The sequence below is a fragment of the Rhodanobacter sp. C05 genome (assembly GCF_002001165.1).
GTDB lineage: Bacteria > Pseudomonadota > Gammaproteobacteria > Xanthomonadales > Rhodanobacteraceae > Rhodanobacter.
Window position 1 is genome coordinate 162,058 of the sequence record NZ_MUNQ01000005.1, and the last position, 26,934, is coordinate 188,991.

The following is a 26,934-nucleotide window of genomic DNA, read 5'->3' on the forward strand; positions in this document are numbered from 1 at the left end:
GCGCATGCGATCCGTGGCGATAACCAAAACGTTGAGCTTAGCAGTGCCGGAGCTCCGTGCGGCGTCATCGTGCGGACGATTTATCAGCCCGCACCACGGGCCGCCGGGAGAGACTCAGGCGGTACCGAACAGGCCGCGCGGATATTCCGGTTTCTGCTCGCGCGCCATCAACGCCTTGAGCCCATCGACCGGTGTGACCTCGCCGTGCAACACGGCGCGCACACCGGCGCTGATCGGCAGATCCAGTCCATGCTTGTCGGCCAGACGTGCCACCTCGTCGGCAGTGAGGATGCTCTCGACCACCTGACCGATCCGGCGCACCGCCTCGTCGATCGCCACGCCTTGTCCCAGCGCGAGGCCAAGCCGGCGGTTGCGCGACAGGTCACCGGTGCAGGTCAGCACCAGATCGCCGAGGCCGGACAGGCCAATCAGGGTTTCCGGCCGAGCGCCGAGCGCCACGCCGAGACGCAGCATCTCGTTCATGCCACGGGTGATCAGGCCGGCCCGCGCATTCAGGCCCAGCTGCATGCCGTCGGCGATGCCGGTGGCAACCGCCAGCACGTTCTTCATCGCACCACCAAGTTCGGCACCGAGTACATCGCTGCCGGAGTACGCACGCAGATTTGGCGCATGCAGCAGACTGGCCAGCTGCTGCGCAAACGCGTCGTCTTCCGAATGCACGGTGACCGCACTGGGCAGCCCGGCAGCCACTTCGCGCGCGAACGATGGACCGGTGATCACCGCCGCTGCGCGGCCAGGCAACTGCGCCGCGACCAGTTCATGCAGGAAGCGCCCGGTACCGGGCTCGAAACCTTTGGTCGCCCACGCAATCGCCGTGCCTGCGTCGAGCAGCGGCGCCAGCTCGGCCAGCATCGAGGCAAATGCATGGCTGGGCACCACGATCAGCACGATGTCGGCACCGCGCACGGCGGCAGCCAGGTCGCTTTCGTAATTCAGCCCGGGCGGCAGCTCGACGTCTGGCAGGTAGCGCTGGTTGCAACGGCTGCTCGCCATCGCCGCCAGCGCCTGCCGGTCGCGCCCCCACAGCCGGATTGGCACTCCGTTGCGCGCCGCCAGGGCCGCCAGTGCAGTGCCCCAGGAACCGGCACCGAGGACGGCCAGAGTCGGACGTTCAGCCATGTCGGATCGATCAGCTGTTGAGCGTGGCCGGGGCCTGCCCACTACCCATCGAGCGGCGTTGCTGTTCGGCAAACAAGGCGTCGAAGTTGATCGGCTGCAGCAGGAACGGCGGGAAACCGCCTTCGATCACCAGCGAGGAAATCACCTGGCGGGCATACGGAAACAGCAGGTTCGGGCAATAGCTGCCGATGATCCCGGCACGATCCGTCTCGTTGAAGCCGGAGACGCCGAACAGGCCGGCCTGCTCCACTTCGGCCAGATATGCAGTGCGCTGGCCGACCGTGCAGGTCAGCGTGAGGTTGAGCACCACTTCGTACATGTTGCTGCCCAGGTCGGTCGCCCGCTGGGCGAGGTTGAGCTGCACCTGCGGCTGTTCCTGCGAGTCGATTTCCTGGAAGATCTGCGGCGCATTCGGCGCCTCGAAGGAGACATCCTTCACATAGATCTTCTGCAATATCAGCTGCGGCTCGTTGTCCTGGCCGTTGGACAAGTCGTTGGTGTTCATTTCAGCCATCGGGAATCCCTCAAGTTCGGTCGTCAAAAAGAGATCGATTGTTCCATACATCCCCCCGCGACGCACGTCGAGCGGAATCCGCCGGGCCTGGAAAGATTGCGCACAGCCTTGTTTTTCTGCGAGAATACGCGGCTCGCCTCGATCGACCCGGTGTTTCCGGGCAGTCCGCCACGCGGTACGGACCTCACGATCAAGCGTGGCAACAACCTCCAGCATCGCGTGGCGCACGGCGCCGCTGGGCCGATGTCACCCTGGCTAACGGGTGTTTACCGACTTTCAAAGCCTCGGCTTCTGAAGTCATTCAACGGAGGTCGTCATGGCCCGTGTATGTCAAGTCACCGGTAAGGGTGTGCAGAGCGGCAACAACGTCTCGCACGCCAACAACCGTACCCGTCGCCGCTGGTTGCCGAACCTGCATGAGCGTCGCTTCTGGGTTGCCAGCGAAAACCGCTGGATCAAGCTGCGTGTGTCCAACAACGCCTTGCGCACGATCGACAAGAATGGCATCGAAGCCGTGATTGCCGAGATGCGCGCCCGCGGCGACAAGGTCTGAGGATTTAAATCATGGCTAACAAGACCCAAGACAAGATCCGCCTGATCTCCTCGGCCGGCACCGGCCACTTCTACACCACGCAGAAGAACAAGAAGAACACGCCGGAAAAGTTCGAGTTCAAGAAGTACGATCCGGTCGTGCGCAAGCACGTGATCTACAAGGAAGGCAAGATCAAGTGACCAAATGGCCCACGCGCGCAGCGCGTGGCTAGCCATTTGGTCATCCCTGCGAAGGCAGGGATCGCTTTTGCTCTTGCTTCCGCATCTGCAATAGCGACATTAAAATGCCCCCAAGAAAACCCGCCCCCCGTGGCGGGTTTTCTTTTGCCCGCTTGCCGCCAGCGCAACGCAACCATCATCATTTCGCAATGACCTCGAACCCGGCCCTGTTCCCTGCCTTGCTCGGCGACCACTGGCAGCAGCTGGCCGCGCCCATACAGCAGATGCATGGCGACACACCGCATGTGCTGGCACGCGGCGCAGCCGATGTGGAAGGCGCCACGAACCTGCCCATACGCTGGTTGCGGCACCTGCTGGGACTGCCGGAGCCCGGCCTGCAACAACCACTGGAAGTGAGCATCGAGCGCCGCGGCACGCGTGAGATCTGGACGCGCCGCTTCGCCGGCAAGCAAATGCGCTCGGTACTCGATCGCGCGACCAACTCACCACTGCTGAGCGAACGACTGGGTCCGATCACGCTGCGTTTCGAGTTGCTCCGCGATGACAGGACCCTCGACTGGCAACTGCGTGGTGCGCGAATGTTCGGTTTGCCACTACCACGCGCACTGTTCGGCGAGGTGCTGTCGCGCAGTGGTGAGCAGGACGGCCGCTACGCCTTCCACATCGACACCCGGTTGCCGTTGCTCGGCCGCCTGGTCGCTTATCGCGGCTGGCTGGAGATCGTCGATGGCGACTGAAGATGGGCCGGTCATCGTGTTCGACGGCGTCTGCCTGCTGTGCAGTCGCTGGGTCGACTTCATCCTGCGACACGATCGTGACGGCCGTTTCCGGCTCGCCGCGATGCAGGGCAGTCACGGCACGCTCCTGCTGCAGGCACATGGCCTGTCCCCGGATGACCCGTCGTCCTTCCTGCTGGTGCAGGACGGCCAAGGCTATATCGATACGGACGCGATCGCACGCGTATTGCGTCAACTGGGCGGTGGCTGGACGTTGGTCAGCGGTTTGTTGTGTGCCGTACCGCGGTTCCTGCGCGACCCGGCCTATCGCTGGATTGCGCGGCATCGCTACCGCTTGTTCGGGCGACGCGAGCAATGCCGTTTGCCTGAAGCCGCGCATGCCGCACGGTTTCTGGACTGATTCCACTCAATCCAGCATCTCCAGCCCGGTACGCAGCGCATAACCGGCGAAACCATCCACCAGCTGATCCAGGGTAAGCAGACCCGTGCATGGCTGCGCGCCCTTCGCCGTGACCAGACCATCGGCCAGCCGCTGCGCCAGCAGCACGGCAGGTGTCACCGGCACCTGTGGGCCGTCGCCCGCCGCCGCATCGAGCCACCAGCGCAGTTGCAACGGCGCACCATTCATATCGTGGCCGGCAAGCTCCATCACCATGCCACCGACATCCGAGCCGAAACGGATGAAGCGCTCACCGAAGCGACGCAAGCGTGGCGCATACGCGGCGAGATTGCGGACCAAGCCCAGCCGCACCAGCCACGCCGCGCACCAGGTGCCCCATTGCAGCAGCGGCAACTCCAGTCCGGCGCGGAACAACACCGTGCGCACCTGCGGGTAACGTATCGGGAACAGCTCCAGATCCGGCACCTCGCATACACCGACGTGCCGACGCCCGAACGGAAACAGCTGCCGCTTGCCGGACATCCAGCCGTAGACGTGCTGCCAGCGACCATCGCGCCAGACCCGGATCGGCCGCCCGCAATAGCCGAGGATCGAGGCCACCGTGGCATCACCGCGCGGCGTGCGATTGCCGGGATTGATCGCATGTTCGATCGACTGCAGGGCGCCAAAGCGCGGCAGCAACGCGTCGACTACCGCACTACTCAGCGCCGGCACGCTCGACGCACCGCTCACCAGCAGTCGACCGGCTTCGCGGGCACGTTCGTCCAGACGCCCGATGCCGCTGACAAAATCGCGACCATCCGCCAGGTCGATGTAGTCACTGCCACAGGCCAGACAGGCCTCCGCAACCCTATAGTCCTGGCTCTGGAACGGGCCGGCGGTATGGATCACCAGCTGCGGTGCCAACCGCGCCAGCGCTGTGGACAGCTCGACGCCCGTGACATCGAGCGTGGCGACTTGCGCCGCACTGTCGCCCAGTTCGTCACGCAACGCTTCCAGTGCCGACCGTTGTCGGCCCGCCAGGATCAATACGAAGCGCGGGTCACCCGTCAGCCGCCGCGCGATACGCGAACCGAACACGCCCGTTGCACCGATCAAGACCACCCGCAAAGCCATACCCGCTCCCTGAGAAATACTCGACTCGTGCATCACAACTCTCGCACGCCGTAGCTCGGCACAAAAGAAAAGCCCGCCATGCGGCGGGCTTGTTCCAATGGCTTTGGTGGTTACGCGATCAGGCCGTCGCGACCGCGTAACCCTTCAACCGCTGGGCGAAATCCTGCAGCGCGCGGATGCCGCTTTCCTCCGCCTCGTGGATCCATTGCTGCAGACCCTTGAGCGCCTGCTCGGCACCGCGCTGTTCCATCAGCGCCGCGAGGCGGTTGCGGAACTCGAACACGATGGTCAGGGTTGGGCGCTTGGCCAGCACGGCCTGCATGCGCTCGCGACCTTCGCTGTCCAGCCAGCGGCCGCCGTCAGCCATGGCCAGGCGGATACGGCGCGGCATCGACTTGAGGCTTTCCCCGGCATGCAAGGCTTCGTCGCTGAGGGTCGGCACGATCACGCCGCGGTAATAGTCGGTCATCGCCTGGAAACGGTGGGTCAGCACGGCTTTCAGCGTGTCAGCGTCCGGCAGGCGCACGTTCGGACGCACATCGAGCGACGGCGCCACGCGCAGCACCTTGGCCAGACCGACTGCGCGGAACATGCAGATGGCCGCCCAGCCGATGTCGAATTCCCACTTGCGCAGCGCGAACTTGGCCGAGCTGGGGAAGGCATGGTGATTGTTGTGCAGCTCTTCACCGCCGATCCAGAAGCCCCACGGGATCAGGTTGCGCGCGGTGTCGGCACTCTCGAAGTTGCGGTAGCCGGCCCAGTGGCCGATGCCGTTGACGAAGCCGGCGGCCCAGAACGGGATCCACACCATCTGCACGGCCCACAGCGCGGCGCCGATAACACCGAACAGCGCGATGCTGATCAGCAGCATCAGGGTCGGACCCCAATACGGATGCGCGCCATAGACCTTGTGCTCGACCCAGTCGTCCGGCGTGCCGCGGCCATACTGTTCCATGTCCTGCTTCGACTCGCAGGCATCGCGGTACAGCGAGACGCCGTCCCAAAACACCTTCTTGATGCCGTAGATCATCGGGCTGTGCGGATCTTCCTCGGTCTCGACCTTGGCGTGGTGCTTGCGATGCACTGCCACCCACTCGCGGGTGACCATGCCGGTGGTCAGCCAGCCCCAGAAACGGAAGAAGTGCGCCAGCACCGGGTGGAAATCCACGCCGCGATGGGTCTGGCTGCGATGCAGATACAGCGTCACCGTGAAGATGGTGAGCTGGGTCACGATCAGCATGTAGACCACGATCTGCCCCCAGCTTGCGCCGGTGAGACCGTTGTTCAGGAAATTGAGCACTGCATCGAGCATGGAGAGCACCGGGTAGGGGACGAATTCAGTCTAGTGGAGGGGCTTCCATACCCGCCAGCATGGCCTAGCCCACAATAATAACAGCCAGTCAAGAGGGAGAAGCTAATACGTCGTTAGTTCACGCGCGTGACAATCACCTGTTGTCTAAACAGTGGGGGCACCGTGACAATCAGGCAATGACCTTGCCAACCGACGTATCCGCAGCGCCCATGCTGCAACTGGACCAGCTCAGCCGCCGCCGCGCCGGTCGCCCGGCCGTGCAGAGCCTGAGCCTGTCGCTGCCCCGCGGCCAGGTATTGGGCCTGCTCGGCGTCAACGGTGCCGGCAAATCGACCACCTTGTCGATGATTGCCGGCGCGCTGCGGCCAGACAGCGGCAGCATCCAGCTGAACGGGGCGGATTTCCTGGAGCAGCCGGAACTGGCGCGCCAACTGATCGGCTGGCTGCCCGAACGTGCCCCGCTGTGGCCGGAACTGACGGTGAGCGAGCATCTGGACGCGCATGGTCACCTGCGCGGCTTGCGTGGCGCGACGCTGAAGCAGGCACGCATGGCAATCATCGAACGGCTCGAACTGCAGCCGCTGGCCCGACGCCTGGCCGGGGTGCTGTCGCAGGGCCAGCGCCAACGCCTCGGCCTGGCCTGCGCACTGCTGCATCGCCCTGCGCTGCTGGTGCTGGACGAACCGGCCAACGCGCTCGATCCGGTGCAGGTCGCTGCTTTGCGTGCCTTGATCCGCGAACAGGCTGCGGCCGGCACCGCGGTGATCCTTTCCACCCATCTTCTGGCCGAAGTCACCGCCGTCTGCGATCGCGTGGCGATCCTGCACGATGGCACGCTGCGCCACGACGGCTCGGTGCACAGTGACGATCACGCGGCACTGGAACGAACCTTCTTCGAGATCGCGATGAACGGCCAACCCCAACCGGCGCGCGCCGCATGACTCCTGCCTTCGTGAGTCCGTTTGCCGTGACGAGACTGGAATGGCGTCGACTGCTGGTTCGTCCGCTGGCCTGGGTACTGGCAGCGCTGACCCTGGCGTGGCTGGCATGGAACTTCACACTGATGCTTGGCAGTTTTCTATCCTCGCAGATCCAGCGTGCCGCACAGCCGGATGGTCCGGGCTTCATCGATCTGGTCGGCGTCCCGTTGCTCGGTCAGCTCGCCCAACTGGCCTTTCTGGTGGTACCGCTGATCACCATGTCGGTGATTGCCGACGAGCGCCGCAACGGCACACTGCCGCTGTTGTTCGCCGCCGGCCTGCCCGCTTCCCGCATCGTGCTGGGCAAATATCTGGCCGTGCTGGGCTGGCTGCTGGTGTGGCTGGCGTTGACTCTGGCGATGCCGCTGACGCTGATGCACTCCACCCATTTCGACTGGGGCAAGCTGGCAGCCGCCACGCTGGGTCTGGCGCTGATGTTGGCCGCCCTCGGGGCAATTGGCGTGGCCTGTTCTGCTTTTGCCTCGCATCCAGCGATTGCCGCCAGCGCCGCACTGGTCATTGCACTGGCTTTGTGGAGCGTGAACCTTGGCGCGCAGATGGCCGGCATGAATGATGGTGCGATCAACTGGCTGGCGATGAGTTCGCACCTGCAGCCATTGCTGCGCGGCCTGGTATCGACCACCGACATCGTCTGGTTCGTGCTGCTGATCGTGCTGGCACTGGCGCTGGCCACGCGCCGGCTGGCCACCGACAAGGAGCGCAACTGATGGGCATGCTGTTCAGACGTCTGGACGGCTGGCTGTTCGCGCTGCTGCTGTTGCTGGCAGCGGGCGCGATCGGCTACCTGAGCACACGCTACATGCACGAGGCCGACTGGACCGCGAATGGTCGCACCAGCCTGTCGGCGGAAAGCCGCGCGGTGCTGGCCCAACTGCACGGTCCGGTGGAGATCGTCAGCTACGCGAATCCGCAGGGCGACCTGCGCCAGACCGTGGCCGGCTTCCTGCAGCGCTACCAGACGGTGAAGCCCGACTTCAGCCTGCGCTTCGTCGACCCGCAGCAGGATCCGGCGAAGATGCGCGAACTGGGCATCACCGTCGATGGCGCGCTGATCCTGCATTACCAGGACCGCGAGCAGCGACTGGACGAACTGTCCGAGCGCAGCCTCACCAATGCATTGGAGCGACTGATCCGCGGCAACGACCGCATCGTCGCGTTTGTCACCGGCGATGGCGAGCGCCGCACCGATGGCCCAGGCAACGCCGACCTCGGCACCTTCATCACCCAGCTGGAAGGCCGCGGCATGCGCGCGGTGCCGCTGAACTTCGCCCAGGTCACCGACGTGCCGCAGCACACCGATCTGGTGGTGCTGGCCAGCCCCACACTGGCGCTGCCACCAGGCGCGGTGCATGCACTGGTCAATTACGTACAGGGCGGCGGCAATCTGCTGTGGCTGACCGAGCCGTCGAATGACGATCTTGGCTTGCAGCCGCTGGCCGACGCGCTCGGTGTACACGTGCTGCCCGGCGTCCTGGTCGACGGCTCCGGTGCGGCCCTGGGCCTGCACGACCCGCGCCTGATCGCACTGGGCGACTATCCGCCACAGGCGATTACCCGCGGCTTCACGCTGACCACGCTGTTCCCGCAGGTATCCGCGCTGGCCCAGGTGTCGCAGGCCGGCTGGGGAGTCAAGTCGTTCCTGCGCTCCAGCGCGCAGAGCTGGACCGAATTTCATCCGGTCGACAACAACAAGCCCTCGGATATCCGCTTCGACGCCAGCTCGGGTGAGCTCAAGGGACCACTGGATTTCGGCTTCGCGCTGAGCCGGCTGTCGCCGAGCCCGGACAAGAGCGAACAGCGTGCGGTGGTGATCGGCGACGGCGACTTCCTCTCCAACACCTTCCTCGGCAACGGCGGCAATCGCGCGCTGGGCGAGCGCATGTTCGACTGGCTGCTCGGCGACGACAAGCTGGTCGACCTTCCCCCGCGCGGCGCGCCGGATCGGCTGATCGAGATGAGCCAGGTCGAGTTGAACACGATCAGCATCGGCTTCCTGATCGCCCTGCCTGCGCTGCTGCTGCTGATCGGCGGCCTGATCGTGTGGCGCCGCCGGCGGCGTTGATCCGATGAAACGTGCCACCCGCCAGCGCCTGATCCTGCTGCTCGTCGTGGCGGCCCTGCTGGCGCTGGTCGGCTGGCAGCTGGGCCGTGATGCGCAAGGTGATTCCGGCAGCCTGCTCGCGCTTGATCCAGCCGGCATCACGCGTGTTGATTTGACCCTGCCCGGCACGCCGGTCATGCACTATGAAAAGCGTGAAGGCCACTGGTGGCACATCGACGGCACACCGGCACGCGCGATCGATGGGCGCCTCAATGAACTGGCCGATACCGCCGCAGCGCATGTGCTCAGCTGGCGCCCCGCCAGTGATTTCGATCCGGCGAAGATCGGCCTGACCCCCCCCAGCGCCATACTCGTGCTGGATGGGCATGCGCTTGAATTTGGCGAGTCCTCGGTCACCGGACCCCAGCACTACGTGCGCGTCGGTCAGCGGGTGGCACTGGTGTCCACGCGCTACATGCCGCGCTCGCCCGCCCTCCAGACCACCGAACTGCATTGAGTCGCGGAACCGACCGTGCCTGAACTGCCCGAAGTCGAAACCACCCGTCGCGGCATCGCACCGTATCTGGTCGGCCGACGCGTCACCGGCGTAACCCTGCGCCGACCTGACCTGCGCTGGCCGATCCCTGCGGAGATCAGCGATCTGCTGCCGGGACAGCGCATCGACGCGGTGGAACGACGCGCGAAATACCTGCTGCTGCACACCGAGGTTGGCAGTGCGCTGCTGCACCTTGGCATGTCCGGCGTGCTGCGCGTGCTGCCGCCGGATGCGCCGGTGGGCAGGCACGATCATGTCGATATCGCACTGGAACGCACCTCGGCGCAGGCACCACGCATCCTGCGTTTCACCGACCCACGCCGCTTCGGTTGCCTGCTGTGGCAAGCACCCGGCGAGACCCACGAACTGCTTGCGAAGCTCGGGCCTGAACCGCTGACCGATGCCTTCGATGGTGATCTGCTGTGGCATCTCTCACGCGGCCGCACGGCCGCGGTGAAACTGTTCCTGATGGACAACGCCGTCGTGGTCGGGGTGGGCAACATCTACGCCAGCGAAGCGCTGTTCGCCGCAGGTATCGATCCACGCCGACCCGCCGGCTCCGTCTCGCGTGCACGCTATGCGCGGCTAGCCTCCGAAGTGAAACGCATCCTGGCCTGGGCGATCGAGCGTGGCGGCACCACCTTGCGCGACTTCCTCAATCCCGATGGGGCGCCCGGTTACTTCTTCCGCGAGCTCAACGTGTATGGGCGTGCAGGTGAACCGTGTCGTGTCTGTGGCACGCCGATCCGGCAGGTGGTACTGGGACAGCGTTCGACATTCTGGTGTCCGCACTGTCAGCGCTGAGCCGGGCGACTGCCACTCACTCCGGCCAGTGGAACTCGACATAGGTATTGTTGAAGTCCGGGTCATCCAGCCCACCGCCGAGATGCACCACGACACCGCCGGGGACGCCTTCGATATCCAGAGCCTGGCCCTCGACGAAGTGCGCGCCGAGCGCCTCCAGCTCGACCAGCCGCTCGCACAGGAGCCCGGCGCGATCGATCGCGCGATCCGGCACCTGGCGGATGCTGATGTCGGGGCGACCGAACTTGCGCATGCCGCGGGTGTGGATCCATGAATGGTCGGGCTTCGCATCGTTGTCGCGCAGGATCAGCAGATGGTTGCGGATCGGGGCACCGTCGCGGATCAGATAGTGCCGGCGCCAGCCATCGGCATCCAGCAGGCTCAGGGTCTGCGGATCGAGGATCGCCACACCGCCGATGTCGAGCAGGCCGGCCAGCACGCCAAACGTGTCGCGCAGATAGCCGGTATCCGCATTGTCCTTGAGCTTGCCGCGCACAACCAACACCTGGGGTGCATCGAATGCACGCTGCCAGGCCTGCGGCGCATCCTCCTTGAACATGCTGCCCAGCGAACCCTTCAGCGGGTAACCCTCCCACTGGCGCAACGCATTGTGATGATGGCTGGTCAGCTCGATGCCCTCAGGCAAGCCGTCGCTACCGTAGGCAGCGGACGGCGCGCGCACCGCATCGAACTTGCCGAACACGTAAAACTGCAACAGGATTTCCTCGTCGCTGGGCTGCCAGTGCGGCCGCTGCCAGGCGGGGATGGTGATCGGGTTGCTCATGGAATTCCTTGGTTGGGCACCGCTCAACGACCTTCGCCAAGCGGCAGCACCGATTGCTGCAGTTCGATGCGGCCGCTGCCTTCGCTGATCTTCTTGAACTCGGCGCGACTCACCGAGACATAGCGGTCGTTGCCGCCGATCTCAACCTGCGGCCCCTCGGTCACGGCACGGCCCTGTTCATCCACACGCACCACCATGGTGGCCTTGCGCCCGGTGTGGCAGATCGTCTTGATCTCTTCCAGGTTGTCCGCCCAGGCCAGCAGGTAACGGCTGCCCTCGAACAACTCGCCGCGGAAATCGGTACGCAGACCGTAGGCCAGCACCGGGATATTGAGACGGTCGACTACATCGCTGATCTGCCATACCTGCGACCTGGTCAGGAACTGCGCTTCGTCGACGAACACGCAGTGCAACGCGCCGCGTGCGGCGATGTCGGCCTCGACCAGCACGAACAGGTCCTCGTCAGCGCTGAACCGGCACGCGTTCGCCTTCAGGCCGATGCGCGAAGCCACCACGCCCTCGCCGTAGCGATTGTCCAGTGCCGGCGTGAGGATCAACGTGCGCATGCCGCGCTCGTGATAGTTGTACGCGCTCTGCAACAGCGTGGTGGTCTTGCCGGCATTCATTGCCGAGTAATAGAAATAGAGCTTGGCCATGGGCGTGCGTTCGGATCGTGATCGTGCATGGTAGCGCGACAGCCGGCTTGCTCCTCTCCTGCTCGCCCCGAAAAGGGACTCCCTTCGGTCGCGGGGGAGCGAACTCAGGCCTTGTCCAGCGGTGTATTGCCGCCGGTGAACTGCGCGCGAGCCTGCGCCAGCCGGTACTTGTGCTCGGCACGCCAGCGCCGCCAGTCGCGCAGGCCGCAGATCGCATAGACCAGCTTGAACAGCTGCAGTCGCCGCAGCACCTTCGGCGTATCGAACAGATCGCCGGCGAGCATCGAGATCACGCCCTGCTCCAGCTGCCAGGTATTGCGCGGCGAGCGGAACATCTGCTGCATCACCGGGCCGTTGAAGCGGTAGATGAAGAACGAGAAACGCGCCATGCCGGCGCGCTGGCGTTTCTCCAGCTTGCGCAGCAAAGCCGTCTCGCGTTTCGGCTCACGCAGTGACTGATCAACCACCTCGACCGCCTGCTCCGCGCCACTCATCGCCAGGTACACGCCGGAGGAGAACACCGGGTCGAGGAAGGCGAACGCATCGCCGACCAGCACCCAGCCCGCGCCACCCATCTGCGTCGAGTCGTAGGAGTAGTTGCCGGTGACGCGCACTTCGTTGCCGATCAGCTCGGCCTGCTCGATGCGCTGCCACAACGCCGGGCTCAGCTTCAGCGTGTCGAGCAGGAATTCCACCGTGCGGCCCTTGCGCTGCTTGAGATAATCCGGCCGGCACACCGCGCCCACGCTCATCACGCCATCCGGCAGCGGGATCATCCACATCCAGCCGTGTTCGAAGCTGTAGATGCTGATGTTGCCGGCGTCTTCGCCGGGCCGGTATTCGGCACCGCGGAAGTGACCGAAGATCGCCGCGCTCTGATGCTGGTCGTTCTTGCGCCGCAGCTTGAGCTTGCTCGACAGCAGCGCGTCGCGGCCGCTGGCATCGATCACATAACGGGCCTCGATGCCATAGCTGCGGCCATCGTCGGTCTTCACGTCCAGCCAGGTTTCGCGCGCACCACGCTGCTCGACACGCACCACCTCGTGCCCTTCGCGCGCATCCGCACCGCATTCGCGCGCGTGCTGGTACAGCATCTGATCGAAGTCCTGCCGCCACACCTGGTACGCATGCGGCGGACTTTGTCCGAGCGCGCGGGCGAACGCATAGGTGTTGTAGCCGCGCTCGTTGTCCGCCTCGAAGTCCGCACCGGGCTTGAACACACCCAGCGCACGCACCTTGTCCAGCACGCCAAGCCGTTCGAAAACCGGCAGGTTCATCGGCAACAACGATTCGCCGATATGGAAGCGCGGATGGTGCGCCTTCTCCAGCGCGATCACCTTGTAACCGCGGCGCGCCAGCAGCGCCGCCGCCGTGCTGCCACCCGGGCCGCCGCCGATCACCGCCACATCGCACTGTTCGACCGTCTGATCCGTCATGCTCACTCCGCCCGGCGCCGTCACCCCGACAGCCCATCCCGCATCAATTATGACGCAACCGGTCGGCCATCCTGCAGGCCTCTGCTACCATCGACCGCCGTCATACGTATTGCCTCGATCCATGCTCAATCCGCAACAACTGGCCGCCGTCGAACATTGCGACAGCCCGCTGCTGGTGCTGGCCGGCGCCGGTTCCGGCAAGACCTCGGTGATCACGCAGAAGATCGCGTACCTGATCGCACGCAAGAAGCTCAACCCTTCGAAGATCGCAGCGATCACGTTCACCAACAAGGCAGCACGCGAGATGCGTGAACGCGTGGGCCAACTGGTCAGCACCGAGGATGCGGCCGCGCTCACGGTGTGCACCTTCCACGCACTCGGGCTGAAGTTCCTGCAGATCGAGCACGCCCGTGCCGGCCTGCGCCGCGGCTTCTCGGTGCTGGATGCCGACGACAGCAACGGCATCGTCAAGGAGCTGGCGCCCCGCCCTGTTGGAGGTGGGGGCGTGAAGCCCGACGTGCTGTTCGGCATCCGCAACCTGCTCAGTCGCGCCAAGAACGGCGGTCTCTCGCCGGAAGAAGCGCTGGCTGCCGCACGCAGCCCGCGAGAGCTTGAAGCAGCGACGATCTACGACATGTACCAGCAGCGTCTCGCCGCGTTCAACGCGGTCGACTTCGACGACCTGATCCGGCTGCCGCTGCGCATCCTGGAAAGTGACGCCGAATGCCGCGATGCCTGGCGCGAGCGATTCCGCTACCTGCTGGTCGACGAATACCAGGACACCAATGACGCGCAATACCGCCTGCTGAAAGCACTCACCGGCGAGCGCGGCGGCATCACCTGCGTCGGCGACGACGACCAGAGCATCTATGCGTGGCGCGGCGCGAATCCGGAGAACATCGACCAGCTCGGCCGCGATTGGCCGAACCTGCGCGTGATCAAGCTGGAGCAGAACTATCGCTGCGGCAAGCGCATCCTGCGCGCGGCGAACCAGCTGATCGCGAACAACCCGCATCTGCACGACAAGAAGCTGTGGAGCGAGCATCCGGAAGGTGCGCCGATCCGCGTACTCGAATGCAAGGAAGCCGAGCACGAGGCCGAGCGCGTCGCCGCGCTCGCCACCACGCTGGCGGAAAAGCACAAGGCGCGCTGGCACGACATCGCGATCCTGTATCGCGGCAACTTCCAGGCGCGGGTTCTGGAAAAGGCTTTGCGGCTGGCGCGGATTCCTTACCACCTCACCGGCGCACTGAGCTTTCTCGACCGCGCGGAGGTGAAGGACCTGCTGTGCTACCTGCGCCTGCTGACCAATCCCAGCGACGACGCCGCCTTCCTGCGCGTGGTCAACGTGCCCAAGCGCGAGATCGGTTCGACCACGCTCGAGAAACTCGGTCAGCTCGCGCAGTCTCGCCAGTCGTCGCTGCTCGATGCCACCCGCAGCGACAGCGTGCTGCGCCAGCTCACCCCACGCCCCGCCGCGGCGCTGGCATCGTTCTCCGGCCTGCTCGACGAATTGCGTAGCGCCTCGCTGCACGAGAGTGCGGCCGACCTGGTCGAACTGATCCTGAAGCGCACTGGCTACGCCGCGCAGATCGCCGCCAGCACCACCGATGCCAGTGTGCGCGAGCGCAAGCTCGGCAACCTGAAGGAACTCGCCGACTGGTTCCGCGCTATGCAGAAGGGCGGCAACAGCGCAGGCGACCTCGCCTCGCAGCTGGCCCTGCTCAGCCATGCCGACCGCGACGAGCCCGGCAATGCGGTGCGCATGATGACCCTGCACTCGGCCAAGGGGCTGGAGTTCCGCTTCGTCTTCATCGTCGGCTGCGAGGACGGCACGCTGCCGCACGAAGGAGCGATCGACGAGGGTCGCATCGACGAGGAGCGCCGCCTGATGTACGTCGGCATCACCCGCGCCAAGGAACTGCTCACGCTATCGTGGTCAGCGAAGACCAAACGCTACGGCGACGTCCACAACAACCAGCCCAGCCGCTTCCTGCACGAACTGCCGCAGGCCGACCTGCACTGGCAAGGCAAGGATCCCGAGGCGGACAAGGAAGCTGTGCGCGAAACCGCCGAGTCGCATATGGCGAAGATCGCCGCGATGCTGGCAGGGGGCTGAGAACCCGCTTCGCAAGGCTGGCCCCGTGCACGCTATGCTCCAGACGGTATGATTGATATCGCCAGTCAATACGTCATGCTCGCCACAGCGTTCAACGCCCGGGATTGGGCAGCCGTGCGTGAGATTTCCACGCACCTGCTCCCGCACATGCCGCACCACGGGGCAGCTCACTACATGACGGGCGTCAGTTTCATGGAGCTCGCGCAGATCGCTCCGGCACTCGATCATCTGTGGCATGCCGTACATCTTGAGCCTACGCGCGCGCATTACATGGCGCAGCTAGCAAAGGCTCTATCGTTGGCACAGAGGCTTGGCGAAGCCCGGCTCTGCGCCGACCGTGCGATGGGTCTTTCTCCAGGCGACCCCGTGTCCCTCAATACACTCGGTCAAGTCTATACCAGGGTGCAGGCGCACCAGCAGGCAACAACTGCCTTCCGCGGCGCGGTAGCGCTCATGCCGAACGATGCGGCTTATCGTTTCAACCTCGGCAATGCCCTGACCGCTGACGGTCAATTCGCCGCTGCGGAAATGGAGCTGGAGACCTGCATACAATTGAATCCTCGCTACTGGGCCGCCTACCTCGCCCGAGCTCAGCTGCGTCGATGGTCACCTATTGAAAATCACATCGGGGCCCTGAGCGAGCTCGCGAAGATACATCGAAATGACCTCGACGCAATGTCGCAACTTCAAATGGCGCTCGCCAAGGAATGCGAGGACATCGGGCACCACCATGAGGCGTTCATCCATTACACCAGGGGAAAGACCGCTGGCGGTGTATCACGCCGATATTCAAGCAAGACCGACGAAGCGCTTTTCGGGGCGGTAATGGCGTCTGTGCAGTCCGCTCAACCCATTGGAACAGGGTTTGCGACTGCCGAGCCGATTTTTGTGATCGGCATGCCACGAACCGGAACGACGCTGCTGGAGCGCGTCATCACCAGCCATCCCGATGCTTACTCCGCCGGTGAGCTGCAGAACTTTGGCATGGCACTCAAACGCCTGTCTGGCAGCAGGACCCGCCTGATGCTGGACGTGGATACGATTTCGTCAGCGACACAGCTCGACTGGAACATGCTGGGTGAGACTTATCTGCGCAGCACGCGCCCTGCCACCGGGGAGACGAAGTGCTTCGTCGACAAGCTCCCGCATAATTTCATCTATGCGGGCCACATCGCGAATGCGCTTCCTGGCGCAAAAATCATCTGTGTACGTCGACATCCGGTTGATACTTGCCTCAGCAATTTTCGTCAGGTTTTTTCGCCGGAATCACCGTACTACGACTACTCGTACAACCTCCTTGATACCGGCCGATACTACGTGCTGTTCGATCGGCTGATGGCACACTGGGAGAAGATCTTCCCCGGTCGCATCATGGAGGTTCATTACGAGTCGCTGATCGAGTCGCAGGAAGCAACCACCAGATCTGTCCTGAGTCATTGCGGACTGACATGGAACGATGCATGCCTGCAGTTCCAGCAAAACCCGGCACCGGTAGCGACGGCAAGCGCGGCTCAGGTCCGCGAGCCCATATATCGCTCCGCCCTCAACCGCTGGAGACACTACCAAACAGAGCTGGCCGAGCTTCAATCGCTGCTGATTGCCGAAAGCATCGACTTCGAACGATGATCGGTCATCGCAATAACCTCCTCGGGGATGGAGCTATGGGAGAAGCGGGAAAGACCGTTCGGGAACTCCTGCGGTGCCCAGCAGCTGTGCATCTGAATGCGCCATGATCGACCACACACGTCAGCGCCACCAACTCCTCCATGCATTCAACCAGCGTGACTGGCAGCAGGTGCACGCATTGGCGGTGGCGCTCCTTGGATTCTTCCCATATGACGCGGACGTGCATTTCATTGCAGGTCTTGCAGAACTTGAGCGAGGCCAGCTTGGGCCTGCCCTGCAACTGCTTCGCCACGCATTCTCGCTGGACCAACAGCGCCCCGAATTCTCGGCCAACCTGGCACGCGCCCTGTCGATGGCCGGCGCCCGTCACGAGGCCATGGTCATGGCCGAACTAGCCATGGGTAGCAAGCCTATCGGCCCGGCAACACTGGATATTCTGGGTACGGTGTATTCAAATCTGAATGCGCATGACGCAGCTCTTGACGCGTTCCGCCAGGCTGCAGCCCTGGCTCCGGATCACGCGCCGTTTCGCTACAACTTGGCCACAAGCCTGATTGACGCCGGAGCCCTGGACGAAGCCGAACGCGAGATAGACGCCTGCCTTTCACTGAACCCGCACTTTTGGCGCGCACATCTGACGCTTGCCCATCTGCAGCAACAGACTCCGGTGACGCAGCATCTAGCGCGACTGGAATCCCTGCTCGCCGAGCCTTTGCTGTGCACCGAAGCGAGGGCAAGTCTGCACCTTGCATTGGCGAAAGAGCATGAAGATCTGGGTAACTATGCGGAGTCCTTCGATCACCTCACTGCTGGCAAAAAGGCTGCCCGCGAAGGCATCCAGTATTCGATCAAGCAGGATGAGGCCGTATTTGCAGCACTCGAACGCGCAACCCCGAGCCCGGGCAACGTTCACGGGCACCAATCCTCGGAGCCTATTTTTGTTTTTGGCATGCCGAGAACAGGGACGACTCTTGTCGAGCGCATTCTGTCCCGCCACCCCGAAATTCGTTCTGCCGGGGAGTTGCCCGATTTCAGCATCGCCCTGCGGCAGGTATGGGGAAACGACCGCCCTCTTGGCAGCGGACTCGCTGCCATCGACGGGATAGGCGAGATCGATTGGCGCCGGGTTGGTGAGCTCTATCTCTCAAGAGCACGATCTGCTGCTGGAACCGTCGGTCGCGAAACACACTTCATCGACAAGCTTCCGCACAATTTTCTATATGCCGGTTTCATTGCAAAAACTTTCCCCAAAGCAAAATTAATTTGTCTGCGGCGCAACCCGATCGACACCTGCCTGAGCAATTTCCGCCAACTCTTCGCCCGCAAGCTGCCTTACTACAACTATTCCTTCGACCTGCTCGATACCGGCGCCTACTACGTCATGTTCAATCGCCTGATGGCACACTGGCGGCAGGTGTTTCCTGGGCGGATTCTCGAGATTTCGTATGAGACTCTGGTGAGTCAGCAGCGGGTGACATCTCGGCAAATTCTCGAGTTCTGTGGACTGCAATGGAACGAACTCTGCATGGATTTTCACGAAAATACCCTGCCAGTCGCGACGGCAAGCGCCGTGCAGGTGCGATCGAAAATGTACACGACCGCCGTTCAGCGCTGGCACCGATATAGGCCACAACTCGCCGAGTTGTGCACATTGCTTGAGCAAGCCGGTATATCTGTCGAATAACTTTCCATCACCGCTAATTCAGCACCTTGGCAACTCGAGAATTGAAATCCGATGACTGACATGACTCTGCTTTACGGACAACTCTGCACCGCATTCAATCAGCGCAACTGGCAGCAGGCACTTGATCTGGCCGGAAAGGTTCGAGTCATCACTCCGCACGAACCCAGCGTCTACTACATCGCAGGGATCTCCAATCTCGAGATGCAGAACATGCAGCAGGCGCTTGGCTGCCTGAAAATGGCCACCACACTGGCGCCTGAGCGCGTCGATTACGCGGCTCAGCTTGCCCGGGCATTCACGTTTGCCAACCTCTACCGCGATGCCAAAACCGAGGCGGATCGCGCCTGGCTGCTCTCGCCCAGCGACTCCAGTACGCTGGACACACTTGGCGTTGTTTATTCTCAGGTCGGAAGCTACGACACAGCCGTCGAGGTTTTCAGCAAAGTGGTTGCGCTGACGCCGGATCACGCGCCCTTCCGCTACAACCTGGCCACTTCCCTGGTCGCTGCGGGTCGATTGGACGAAGCCGAACTGGAAATCGAGGCTTGCCTGAGGCTGGATCCCAGATATTGGAGAGCGCATCTTACGCTTGCCCAATTGCGGCGCCAGACGCATGAAAACAATCATGTGGAACGATTGACCCGTTTGCTGGGCACGCTCGATACCGGACAGCCGGATCCATCGTCCCTGGTGTGCCTGAACATGGCGATTTCGAAGGAATGCGAGGATCTCGGCGACTACCCCAAGGCGCTGGAGCATCTGGTGGCAGCCAAATCCATCGGGGGTGCCGGTCGTGGCCATTATCCGGGTCGCGATGCCGTCATATTCAAGGCGATCCGAGGCTCGTTCACCAGCCACCAGGAAATACGGCCCAAGGGCCACGCGACCACAGAGCCGATCTTCGTGATCGGGATGCCACGAACCGGAACGACTCTGGTTGAACGCATCATTTCCAGCCATCCTGATGTTCAGTCTGCTGGCGAACTTCTCAATTTTCCGATGTCGATCAAGCAGATGTCCGGCACCATGAGCCCGAGCCTGATCGATATCGAAACCATCGAACGCGCGCGCGATCCCGACTGGGAAAAACTGGGCAAAATGTATTTATCCAGCACTCGACCCAGCACCGGGCAGAAGCCGTATTTTGTCGACAAGCTTCCACACAATTTTCTTTATGCCGGCTGGATCGGTAACGCATTACCGGGGGCCAGAATGATCTGTCTCAGGCGCAATCCCATGGATACATGCCTGAGCAATTTCCGGCAACTCTTCGCACCCAAATCACCCTACTTCGACTACTCCTTCGACCTCCTCGATACCGGTCGCTACTATCTGCTGTTCGATGAGCTCATGGCGTACTGGCAGGAAGTCCTTCCCGGTCGAATTCTGGAGGTCAGCTACGAGGAACTGGTCGAGAATCAGGAAGCAATGTCCCGCAGGATCATCGAGTTCTGCGGCCTCTCATGGCATGAGGCCTGCCTCCGCTTCGAGGAAAACACCAGCGCCGTGGCCACCGCCAGTGCTGTCCAGGTTCGCGCCCCAATCTATCGCAGTGCATTGCAGCGCTGGAAGAAATACGGATCGCGGCTCAAGCCGCTGCAGGAGCTGCTTGAGCATGCCGGTGTGGACGTCGACCGGCATCAAGGGTCTGTTGCGCCGCTCGAGTAAACGAGTGCAGCAAGTTAGACGACACCGTATTGAGCACCGGACCGCTTCCGCAATAGCAGTGTTCTGCCCATGCCGTGGCACCTACCGCCGTCTTCGCCACCACAAGCAAAACGGCCCTGGAGATTCCAGGGCCGCAATGTGTAGCAATCAGCAATCGACCCTTAGCCGCCGCTGCCGAACTTGTAGTTCGCCTCAACGAACATGGCACGTCCGAACACATTGTAATCGTCAGTGTTGTACGGACCTGAAACGGTACCGGGGTAGCTGTTGTCCACCGGCGGCATCTTGTTGAACACATTATTGACCAGGAACGAGAGCCCAAGGTTCTTGGTCGGGTTATACGTCACGCTGGCGTTCCATACGATCCACGCACCAAGCTTGCCAGTGCCCGGGGAGGTGTAGTTGTTGTAATAGGTCGCCAGATAGTTCGGGGTGCTGCCATAACGGTTCACATACGCCGTGGCACTCCACTCGCTCTTGGTCCAGGTCAGTGACGCATTCACCTTGGTCTTGAAATCGGTACTGTAAGCTGGATTGGTCAGCAGATTGACCCGCGCATCACCCACGTATTGCTGGCTGTTGTGCTTCAACACGTCGGAATACGAACTGTCCACGACCAGGCGGCCCAAGGCACCAATGCCGAACCCGTACGAGAAACGGGCAATCAACGCATTGTCGATCTCGTTGGCGGTATTGATCTTGGGTTGGATGATGCCCGTGATATTGCCTAGCAGACCGCCCGCTCCGGGCGAGCGCTGGATCTGCGCAAACGCCTGGGTGCATGTAGGTGTAGTGGGATCGATGACGCCGGCCATGCACAGATACTCATCCTTGGACAACTGATCTGCACTTTGCGGGGTGACTTCGTTGTTGATGTTGTAGTGCAGATAGTCAACGGAGAACGACATGTCCTGGATCGGTGCCCAAACCGCACCATAGCTCCATACCTTGGCCGTGATCGGCTTCAGCCCCGGCACGCCATAAGTCGTGCCCTTGTACTGCACGCTGTTGTATCGCGCCGGGCAGTTGACGACGTTGGCACCCGTGTAGCCCAGCGTCGCGCAATTGGCGTAGTCGGTTACGAAACTGTAGAAGTTGCTGACACCCTGACCCGTATCGGACAAGGTGGGTACCTTGAACGCCGTGCCATAGCGACCGCGGAACAGCAGGGTGTCTAACGGGCGATATTCAAGCCCGAGGTTGTAAGTGGCGTGACTGAGCGTTGGGCTGTTCGGCTCCTGATAGGCATCGTAGCGACCGGACACGTCAAGGGTGAGCTGCTTGAGCAGCGGCGCCCTGAATTCGGCCGTCGCAGCTTCGCGGCTCCGATGTGCCGCGCCGGGTGTTGCGCTGGTGCCATAGACGTAAGGCAAGGTCAGGCCGTTATAGTCCACTGTCTCCAGAAGCCGCGGATCTGGACTGGAATTCCAGCCTTCGTTGCCTGCCTCCAGAACCGCCGCCATGCCAGCATCGCCACCCGGCAGGCTGAACAGGGACGAATTGGTTATCTGAGCACGCGAAAGGTTGTCCCATGTCTTGGCGCGGCTGTCGGTATATCCCGTGAAGCCCTTGAAGTCCGCTTGGGAAATCGGCTGATACAACTTGGAATAATCGGGCGAATATTGAGGATACCCGTAGAAGGTACCCATTTGCGGCCCCAACACCTTGCCGTAGTAATTTTCGATCGGAACGGTGAAGCGTTGGAAATCATGATTAAGCAGCTTGTCATCGGAATGGGTGAAGCTGACGTCGTAGTCCCAGTTGGATGCGCCGAACGTACCCTTGCCGCCGAGCACCAGCATGTAGGAGTTCTCGGTCTGCGTGTTCATGATGTTTGAATAGCCGCCGACTTCCTCAGGCGTGAACACGTGCTGGATGTCGATCAGACTGTTCAGTTTCGGATCGTAGAAGTAGCCCAGATCCACGTCGCTGCCGTAGAACGAGGTGCTGGTGCCGTTCGTGAACTTCTGCTCTTCGTAGTTGTAGAGCAAGTCACCGTAAAGCTGCAGGTTGTCGTTCACGTCGAACGTGTTGTGCGTGTACAGATTGGCCGTCTTGTCGTGATTGGTCAGCGTGGCATAGCTTGGGGCCTTGAACGAGCCGCAATAGTCGCCGTCGCCAGCGCGGTGCTGCTTCGCAATCGTGCCAGCGAAGCCGCCCGCCACGTTGGCGCAGTTGGCCGGATCCTCGAACAGATAGCCGGAAGCGCCGGTACCGAAGGTATACGCGTTCAGCACCAGATAATCGCGCTCGGCCACCGGCGGCGAAGTGCCATGATCGTTGTAGCCTGCCGTCAGGCTGCGATCACCCGTCCAGATCGGCTGGGTGTCTTCGAACTGCACGCCAACCAGCGAATTGAATTTGCCCGCGTTAAAGCTGTCCGCCAGGCTGATACGGCGATCGGCGCCACCGCCGTCTTTGTGCCAGCCATAACGCACGTCGACGGTCGGCGCATCAACCTGCTTTTTGAGCACGATGTTGATGACGCCGGCGATCGCGTCCGACCCGTACAGGGAGGATTGTCCGCCTGGCAGAATGTCGATGTGATCGACCAGATCGGCCGGAATGCCACTGATGTTGTTGAATACGTCCGAGCCGTTGTACAGACCCGGGAAATTGCCCATCGGCAGGCCGTTGATCAGGTACTTCGTGTAGGACGGGGAGAGACCGAACAAGCTCAGCGTCTGTGCGCCCGTGGTGAACGAGTTGGTGTCCTGCGAACCCTGGACACTACCCGTAGAGAACGACTGCTGCTGCAGGGCCTCGGCGACAGTGGTGAAGCCTTTCGCCTTCAATTGATCGGCCGTGATCGTGATGACCGGCTGTGCTGTTTCGATCTGCGTCTGCGGAATCAGCGAGCCCGTCACGGTAACCGCTTCGAGTTTCTTGACCTTGGTATTGTCCGGCGCCTGATCGGTGCTCTGCTGGGACGTATCCGTCTGGGCAGACTGCGCATAGGCAGAGGTATAGCCAAGCGCCAAGGCCGCCACGATGGCCATCGTAATTTTCGACTTGATCATTTCTACAGAACTCCCCTCAGAGTTTTCGGAAACTGGTTGAACCCGCCAGTCATTGGCAGGCAATCGACACGAACCGGTAGGTCGGAATGCTACGAACCAGCACTCTCCCTGCCGGTCAGTCGATTCATGACACGTTAGGTTTAACACGCCCACCAAAGTCGGCGCAACAATCTCTTCACAAATCAAGCAATTACGTATTTTATTGCGTTATGAACTTGCGGTTGCGCAAGAATTTGCACGAGGCTTTTCACTCCACTTGCCTTCCATTCCGGAACAGCAGCTGGCAGCTTGTTTGTCATTGCTGACGCCACATCAGCGGATGCGTCTTCTGCCGATTTGGCAGCATGAAATGGGCGCGTCACTGGGCTGGCAGCTGCATCTGCGCAACCACGAAATCCTGGAAGCTGCCTGCTATCCGAGCGATACAGCACTCAGAACAAGGCGGATCAAGCAAGCCGGATAAAGAGCAGCCTTTACTTCCTGGCGGATACGCGAAATCGCACAAAAAAAACGGCCCCGCCGAAGCGGGGCCGTCAATGACACGAGTCCCAGTGGAAGCGCTTACTTCTCGCCCGCACCGAACTTGTAGTTTGCCTCGATGTACATGGCCCGGCCGTACACGTTGTAGTTGGACGTGTTGTACGGCGTGCTCGAGGTGCCCGGGTAGCTGTGATCCATCGGAGGCATCTTGTTGAACACGTTGTTCACCAGGAACGACAGGCCCAGATTCTTGATCGGGTTGTAGGTCACGCTGGCGTTGTACAGGGTCCACGCCGGCAGCTTGCCGGTGCCCGGGTTCTCGTAACTATCGTAGAAGGTGGCGAGATAGTTGGGCGTACGACCGTAACGGTTGCCGTACAACGTGGCACTCCACTGGTTCAGGCTCCAGGTCAGCGACGCATTCACCTTGGTCTTGAAGTCGGTGCTGTAATACGGGTGACGCAGCAAGTCGATGGTCGGATCGGTCGGATAGTCCTGCTGCGTATGCTTCAGCACATCGCTGTAGGACGCGTGGAACGACAAGCGACCCATGGCACCAATCTCCTGCACGTAGCTGAAGTCAGCCGTGATGGCATTGACCTGCTCGTTGGACACGTTGACCTTCGGTGTATAGATCTCAAGGATGTTGCCCAGATAGGTCGAACTGGTCGGCGTGCCGCGGACGATCTGGGCGTAGGCCGCTTCACAGGTTCCGGAGGTCGGGCTGATCGTACCGATATTGCACAGGTACTCCGTGTTGGTCAGCTCGTTCGCGCTTTGGGCATTGACCTCGTTGTTGATGTCCCAGTGGAGGTAATCCACGCTGACCGACATCTTCGACATCGGCGCCCACACGAACCCGTAGCTCCACACCTTCGCGGTAATCGGCTTCAGGTCGGGGGTGCCCGTCTGCTGGCCGAAGAACTGCACATCACCGTACTTGGCTGGGCAATCGGCGACATTCGCACCGACGTAAGGACCACCCTGGCTTGCGGGAATACGGGCACAGTTGGAGTAGTCGGTCACGAAGCTGTAGTAGCCGCTCGGCCCCTGGAATTCATCAGCCAGGGTCGGCACCTTGAACGCACTGCCGTAGCGACCACGCAACAGCAGGGAATCGAAGGGACGATACTCGAGACCCAGGTTGTAGGTACCGTGGCCGATGTCCTTGCCGAGAACCTTGTAACCATCGTAACGACCGGATACATCCAGGGTCAGCTGGCTCAACAACGGGATCTTCAGCTCCGTCGTGGCCGCGTAGCGGGAACGGTGGCCTGCACCTTGTACATCGGTGGTACCCCAAATGTCGCCATTCAGCAGACGCGGATCGGGCGTGTAGGACCAGCCCTGGTTGCCGCCTTCCAGCACCACGGCGATACCTGCATCGCCCGCCGGCATCGAGAACAGCGAAGCATTGGTCAGCTGACCGCGCAGCATGTTGTCCCAGGTCTTGGCGCGGGTGTCCGTATAACCGGTAAAACTGTCGAAATCCGACTTCGACATCGGCTGGTAGAACGCCGCATAGTTCGGTGCGAAAGCGGCGTAGGCGCCGTAATAGGGATCCAGGCCAAGTTGCGGCCCCAGTACATGCGAACGGAAATAGGCATCGATCGCACCATCGAAGCGCTGGAAGTCATGCGCCAGCAGCTTGTCGTCCGAATGCGTGAAGCCGATGTCGTAGTCCCAGTTCGACTGGCCGAACGTACCCTTGCCACCCAGGGACAGCATGTACGAATTTTCGGTCTGCTTGTTCATGATATGCCGGTAACCGCCGACATCTTCCGGGGAGAACGCACGCTGCAGGTTGACGAAGTCGTCCAGGTTGGGATCGTAAATGTAGCCGTAATCGACCGATGTGCCCCACCAGGTGTAGCTGGAGCCCACCGCGTACTTCTGCTCTTCGTAGTTGTACAGCAGGTCGCCGTACAGCTGCAGGTTGTCGCTGACGTCGAATGTAGTGTGGGTGTAGAGGTTGACCGACTTGTCGTCGTTGGTGACCGTCTTGTAGCCAGGCGTGTAGAAAGAACCACAGTAGTCACCGGAATTGTTGCGGTGCTGCTTGGCCTCGGTACCACCGAACTGGCCGGCGACATTGGCGCAGTTGGCCGGATCCAGAAAGTAGTACGAGTTCGTGCTCTTGGTACCGCTGTTGACCAGGTAATCGCGCGAAGCCACTGGCGCACCGGTGCCTTGCGTGAAGTACTGCTTGGTCAGGTCCCGGTCGAAGCCCCAGATCGGCTGGGTCTTCTCGAACTGCAAGCCCACCAGGGCGTTGAATTTGCCGGCGCTGAAACTGTCGGCCAGGCTGATGCGACGATCCGCACCGCCGCCGTCCTTGTGCCAGCCGTAACGCACGTCGATCGTCGGGGCATCGATGTGCTTCTTCAGCACGATGTTGATCACGCCGGCGATGGCGTCGGAACCATACAGCGAGGACTGACCGCCCGGCAGGATGTCGATGTGGTCGACCATGTCCATCGGGATGCCGCTGAGGTTGTTGAACGCATCGCCGCCGTTGTACAGAGCGGGGAAGTTGCCCATCGGGCGACCGTCGATCAGGTACTTCACGAAACCGACCGGCAGGCCGAACATGCTGAGTGTCTGCGCGCCCTGGGTGAACGACGCCGATGTTTGCGCGCCCTGCACGCTGCCGGTGGCGAACGACGACTGCTGCAGCGCCTCGGCCACCGTGGTGAAGCCACGGACCTTCATGTCCTGCGCGGTGATCGTGATGATCGGCGTGGCCGTCTCGATCTGCGTCTGCGGAATCAGCGAACCGGTCACCGTGACCGCTTCGAGCTTCTTGGCCTTGGAGCTGTCCGGCGCCTGATCGGTGCTCTGCTGGGACGTATCCGTCTGGGCAGACTGCGCATAGGCAGAGGTATAGCCAAGCGCCAGGGCCGCCACGATGGCCATCGTAATTTTCGACTTGATCATTTCTGCAAGAACTCCCCTCAGAGTTTTTTCAACAAGTAGGTGAACCTGTCCGTGAGCGGACAGGTGATCGGCACGAATCGGCATCCGGGATGCGAAAACCAGCATTTCCGTGCCGGTCGGTCGATTCACGACTTGTTAAGTTCTAGCACGTGATCGAAAGAACTTGCAACA

At 62.0% G+C, this 26,934-nt stretch carries 23 protein-coding genes; 14 read left to right on the top strand and 9 right to left on the bottom strand.

Features of this window, described 5'->3' with window-relative positions:
• Window positions 1–114 precede the first annotated feature (114 nt).
• On the bottom strand, window positions 115–1,140 hold the full coding sequence (locus B0E51_RS00730; RefSeq protein ID WP_077442916.1) for an NAD(P)H-dependent glycerol-3-phosphate dehydrogenase: 1,026 nt from the start codon (window positions 1,138–1,140) through the stop codon (window positions 115–117).
• Window positions 1,141–1,150: 10 nt separating this feature from the next.
• A complete protein-coding gene (gene secB, locus B0E51_RS00735) occupies window positions 1,151–1,654 on the bottom strand; it encodes a protein-export chaperone SecB (protein WP_077442917.1) in 504 nt (167 codons plus the stop codon).
• Between the two features lie 316 nt (window positions 1,655–1,970).
• Here secB and rpmB point away from each other — a divergent pair, with 316 nt between their 5' ends.
• From rpmB to B0E51_RS00755, 4 genes are all read left to right on the top strand, one after another.
• Window positions 1,971–2,207, top strand: a complete 237-nt coding sequence (gene rpmB / locus B0E51_RS00740) for a 50S ribosomal protein L28 (protein WP_072759006.1) — start codon at window positions 1,971–1,973, stop codon at window positions 2,205–2,207.
• Between the two features lie 11 nt (window positions 2,208–2,218).
• Window positions 2,219–2,386 (top strand): 50S ribosomal protein L33, encoded by a 168-nt coding sequence (rpmG, locus tag B0E51_RS00745; RefSeq protein WP_017463578.1) that lies wholly within the window; start codon window positions 2,219–2,221, stop codon window positions 2,384–2,386.
• A gap of 188 nt (window positions 2,387–2,574) precedes the next feature.
• Entirely contained in the window at window positions 2,575–3,123 is a 549-nt protein-coding gene (locus B0E51_RS00750) for a DUF4166 domain-containing protein (protein ID WP_077442918.1), read from the top strand.
• Complete coding sequence (locus B0E51_RS00755; RefSeq protein ID WP_077442919.1) at window positions 3,113–3,523, top strand: thiol-disulfide oxidoreductase DCC family protein; 411 nt, start codon at window positions 3,113–3,115, stop codon at window positions 3,521–3,523. Before B0E51_RS00750 ends, B0E51_RS00755 begins: the two co-directional genes overlap by 11 nt.
• A gap of 6 nt (window positions 3,524–3,529) precedes the next feature.
• Here B0E51_RS00755 and B0E51_RS00760 read toward each other — a convergent pair whose 3' ends face one another.
• A complete protein-coding gene (locus tag B0E51_RS00760) occupies window positions 3,530–4,639 on the bottom strand; it encodes a saccharopine dehydrogenase NADP-binding domain-containing protein (protein ID WP_077442920.1) in 1,110 nt (369 codons plus the stop codon).
• 118 nt (window positions 4,640–4,757) lie between these two features.
• The gene (locus B0E51_RS00765) at window positions 4,758–5,951 is read right to left on the bottom strand and encodes a fatty acid desaturase (protein ID WP_077442921.1); all 1,194 of its coding nucleotides are present in this window, start codon (window positions 5,949–5,951) and stop codon (window positions 4,758–4,760) included.
• A 209-nt stretch (window positions 5,952–6,160) separates the two neighbouring features.
• Between B0E51_RS00765 and B0E51_RS00770 the strand changes: the two genes are divergently transcribed.
• From B0E51_RS00770 to mutM, 5 genes are read left to right on the top strand one after another with little or no spacing between them, the layout of a single operon-like run.
• A complete protein-coding gene (locus B0E51_RS00770) occupies window positions 6,161–6,892 on the top strand; it encodes an ABC transporter ATP-binding protein (protein WP_254424351.1) in 732 nt (243 codons plus the stop codon).
• The gene (locus B0E51_RS00775; protein WP_077442923.1) at window positions 6,889–7,659 is read left to right on the top strand and encodes an ABC transporter permease subunit; all 771 of its coding nucleotides are present in this window, start codon (window positions 6,889–6,891) and stop codon (window positions 7,657–7,659) included. The genes B0E51_RS00770 and B0E51_RS00775 overlap by 4 nt, the downstream gene beginning before the upstream one ends.
• On the top strand, window positions 7,659–9,014 hold the full coding sequence (locus tag B0E51_RS00780; RefSeq protein ID WP_077442924.1) for a GldG family protein: 1,356 nt from the start codon (window positions 7,659–7,661) through the stop codon (window positions 9,012–9,014). Before B0E51_RS00775 ends, B0E51_RS00780 begins: the two co-directional genes overlap by 1 nt.
• 4 nt (window positions 9,015–9,018) lie before the next feature.
• Window positions 9,019–9,510: a hypothetical protein gene (locus B0E51_RS00785; RefSeq protein ID WP_077442925.1), complete on the top strand. Its 492-nt coding sequence runs from the start codon at window positions 9,019–9,021 to the stop codon at window positions 9,508–9,510.
• A gap of 15 nt (window positions 9,511–9,525) precedes the next feature.
• On the top strand, window positions 9,526–10,353 hold the full coding sequence (gene mutM / locus B0E51_RS00790; protein ID WP_077442926.1) for a bifunctional DNA-formamidopyrimidine glycosylase/DNA-(apurinic or apyrimidinic site) lyase: 828 nt from the start codon (window positions 9,526–9,528) through the stop codon (window positions 10,351–10,353).
• A gap of 16 nt (window positions 10,354–10,369) precedes the next feature.
• On the opposite strand, the gene B0E51_RS00795 is transcribed toward mutM, so the two are convergent.
• The 3 genes from B0E51_RS00795 to B0E51_RS00805 all read right to left on the bottom strand — a co-directional run bounded on the left by B0E51_RS00795 (window position 10,370) and on the right by B0E51_RS00805 (window position 13,229).
• Window positions 10,370–11,137, bottom strand: a complete 768-nt coding sequence (locus B0E51_RS00795) for a hypothetical protein (protein WP_077442927.1) — start codon at window positions 11,135–11,137, stop codon at window positions 10,370–10,372.
• A gap of 23 nt (window positions 11,138–11,160) precedes the next feature.
• A complete protein-coding gene (locus tag B0E51_RS00800; protein WP_077442928.1) occupies window positions 11,161–11,793 on the bottom strand; it encodes a thymidine kinase in 633 nt (210 codons plus the stop codon).
• Window positions 11,794–11,897: 104 nt separating this feature from the next.
• Window positions 11,898–13,229: an NAD(P)/FAD-dependent oxidoreductase gene (locus tag B0E51_RS00805; RefSeq protein WP_077442929.1), complete on the bottom strand. Its 1,332-nt coding sequence runs from the start codon at window positions 13,227–13,229 to the stop codon at window positions 11,898–11,900.
• 121 nt (window positions 13,230–13,350) lie between these two features.
• Between B0E51_RS00805 and B0E51_RS00810 the strand changes: the two genes are divergently transcribed.
• The 4 genes from B0E51_RS00810 (at window position 13,351) to B0E51_RS00825 (ending at window position 20,326) form a co-directional block, all read left to right on the top strand.
• On the top strand, window positions 13,351–15,348 hold the full coding sequence (locus tag B0E51_RS00810) for a UvrD-helicase domain-containing protein (RefSeq protein WP_077442930.1): 1,998 nt from the start codon (window positions 13,351–13,353) through the stop codon (window positions 15,346–15,348).
• A 48-nt stretch (window positions 15,349–15,396) separates the two neighbouring features.
• The gene (locus B0E51_RS00815; protein WP_077442931.1) at window positions 15,397–16,974 is read left to right on the top strand and encodes a sulfotransferase; all 1,578 of its coding nucleotides are present in this window, start codon (window positions 15,397–15,399) and stop codon (window positions 16,972–16,974) included.
• Window positions 16,975–17,077: 103 nt separating this feature from the next.
• Complete coding sequence (locus B0E51_RS00820; protein ID WP_143525741.1) at window positions 17,078–18,658, top strand: tetratricopeptide repeat-containing sulfotransferase family protein; 1,581 nt, start codon at window positions 17,078–17,080, stop codon at window positions 18,656–18,658.
• 51 nt (window positions 18,659–18,709) lie between these two features.
• Entirely contained in the window at window positions 18,710–20,326 is a 1,617-nt protein-coding gene (locus tag B0E51_RS00825; protein ID WP_077442932.1) for a tetratricopeptide repeat-containing sulfotransferase family protein, read from the top strand.
• A 161-nt stretch (window positions 20,327–20,487) separates the two neighbouring features.
• Here the strand turns inward: B0E51_RS00825 and B0E51_RS00830 are convergent, their stop codons facing one another.
• The gene (locus B0E51_RS00830) at window positions 20,488–23,346 is read right to left on the bottom strand and encodes a TonB-dependent receptor (RefSeq protein WP_077442933.1); all 2,859 of its coding nucleotides are present in this window, start codon (window positions 23,344–23,346) and stop codon (window positions 20,488–20,490) included.
• Between the two features lie 202 nt (window positions 23,347–23,548).
• Here B0E51_RS00830 and B0E51_RS19050 point away from each other — a divergent pair, with 202 nt between their 5' ends.
• Window positions 23,549–23,809: a hypothetical protein gene (locus tag B0E51_RS19050; protein ID WP_143525742.1), complete on the top strand. Its 261-nt coding sequence runs from the start codon at window positions 23,549–23,551 to the stop codon at window positions 23,807–23,809.
• A gap of 98 nt (window positions 23,810–23,907) precedes the next feature.
• Here B0E51_RS19050 and B0E51_RS00835 read toward each other — a convergent pair whose 3' ends face one another.
• Window positions 23,908–26,763 (bottom strand): TonB-dependent receptor, encoded by a 2,856-nt coding sequence (locus B0E51_RS00835; RefSeq protein WP_143525743.1) that lies wholly within the window; start codon window positions 26,761–26,763, stop codon window positions 23,908–23,910.
• Between the last annotated feature and the right edge of the window lie 171 nt (window positions 26,764–26,934).

Excerpts from the sequence above, each read along its gene's own strand:
- B0E51_RS00760 (WP_077442920.1), bottom strand. The coding sequence starts at position 4,639 with ATGGCTTTGCGGGTGGTCTTGATCGGTGCAACGGGCGTGTTCGGTTCG.
- B0E51_RS00800 (WP_077442928.1), bottom strand. The coding sequence starts at position 11,793 with ATGGCCAAGCTCTATTTCTATTACTCGGCAATGAATGCCGGCAAGACC.
- B0E51_RS00795 (WP_077442927.1), bottom strand. The coding sequence starts at position 11,137 with ATGAGCAACCCGATCACCATCCCCGCCTGGCAGCGGCCGCACTGGCAG.
- B0E51_RS00750 (WP_077442918.1), top strand. The coding sequence starts at position 2,575 with ATGACCTCGAACCCGGCCCTGTTCCCTGCCTTGCTCGGCGACCACTGG.
- B0E51_RS00835 (WP_143525743.1), bottom strand. The coding sequence starts at position 26,763 with ATGATCAAGTCGAAAATTACGATGGCCATCGTGGCGGCCCTGGCGCTT.
- B0E51_RS00815 (WP_077442931.1), top strand. The coding sequence starts at position 15,397 with ATGATTGATATCGCCAGTCAATACGTCATGCTCGCCACAGCGTTCAAC.
- B0E51_RS00825 (WP_077442932.1), top strand. The coding sequence starts at position 18,710 with ATGACTGACATGACTCTGCTTTACGGACAACTCTGCACCGCATTCAAT.
- B0E51_RS00730 (WP_077442916.1), bottom strand. The coding sequence starts at position 1,140 with ATGGCTGAACGTCCGACTCTGGCCGTCCTCGGTGCCGGTTCCTGGGGC.
- B0E51_RS00775 (WP_077442923.1), top strand. The coding sequence starts at position 6,889 with ATGACTCCTGCCTTCGTGAGTCCGTTTGCCGTGACGAGACTGGAATGG.
- B0E51_RS00765 (WP_077442921.1), bottom strand. The coding sequence starts at position 5,951 with ATGCTCGATGCAGTGCTCAATTTCCTGAACAACGGTCTCACCGGCGCA.
- B0E51_RS00820 (WP_143525741.1), top strand. The coding sequence starts at position 17,078 with ATGATCGACCACACACGTCAGCGCCACCAACTCCTCCATGCATTCAAC.
- rpmB (WP_072759006.1), top strand. The coding sequence starts at position 1,971 with ATGGCCCGTGTATGTCAAGTCACCGGTAAGGGTGTGCAGAGCGGCAAC.
- B0E51_RS00805 (WP_077442929.1), bottom strand. The coding sequence starts at position 13,229 with ATGACGGATCAGACGGTCGAACAGTGCGATGTGGCGGTGATCGGCGGC.
- secB (WP_077442917.1), bottom strand. The coding sequence starts at position 1,654 with ATGGCTGAAATGAACACCAACGACTTGTCCAACGGCCAGGACAACGAG.
- B0E51_RS00755 (WP_077442919.1), top strand. The coding sequence starts at position 3,113 with ATGGCGACTGAAGATGGGCCGGTCATCGTGTTCGACGGCGTCTGCCTG.
- B0E51_RS00810 (WP_077442930.1), top strand. The coding sequence starts at position 13,351 with ATGCTCAATCCGCAACAACTGGCCGCCGTCGAACATTGCGACAGCCCG.
- rpmG (WP_017463578.1), top strand. The coding sequence starts at position 2,219 with ATGGCTAACAAGACCCAAGACAAGATCCGCCTGATCTCCTCGGCCGGC.
- B0E51_RS00785 (WP_077442925.1), top strand. The coding sequence starts at position 9,019 with ATGAAACGTGCCACCCGCCAGCGCCTGATCCTGCTGCTCGTCGTGGCG.
- B0E51_RS00780 (WP_077442924.1), top strand. The coding sequence starts at position 7,659 with ATGGGCATGCTGTTCAGACGTCTGGACGGCTGGCTGTTCGCGCTGCTG.
- B0E51_RS00830 (WP_077442933.1), bottom strand. The coding sequence starts at position 23,346 with ATGATCAAGTCGAAAATTACGATGGCCATCGTGGCGGCCTTGGCGCTT.
- B0E51_RS00770 (WP_254424351.1), top strand. The coding sequence starts at position 6,161 with ATGCTGCAACTGGACCAGCTCAGCCGCCGCCGCGCCGGTCGCCCGGCC.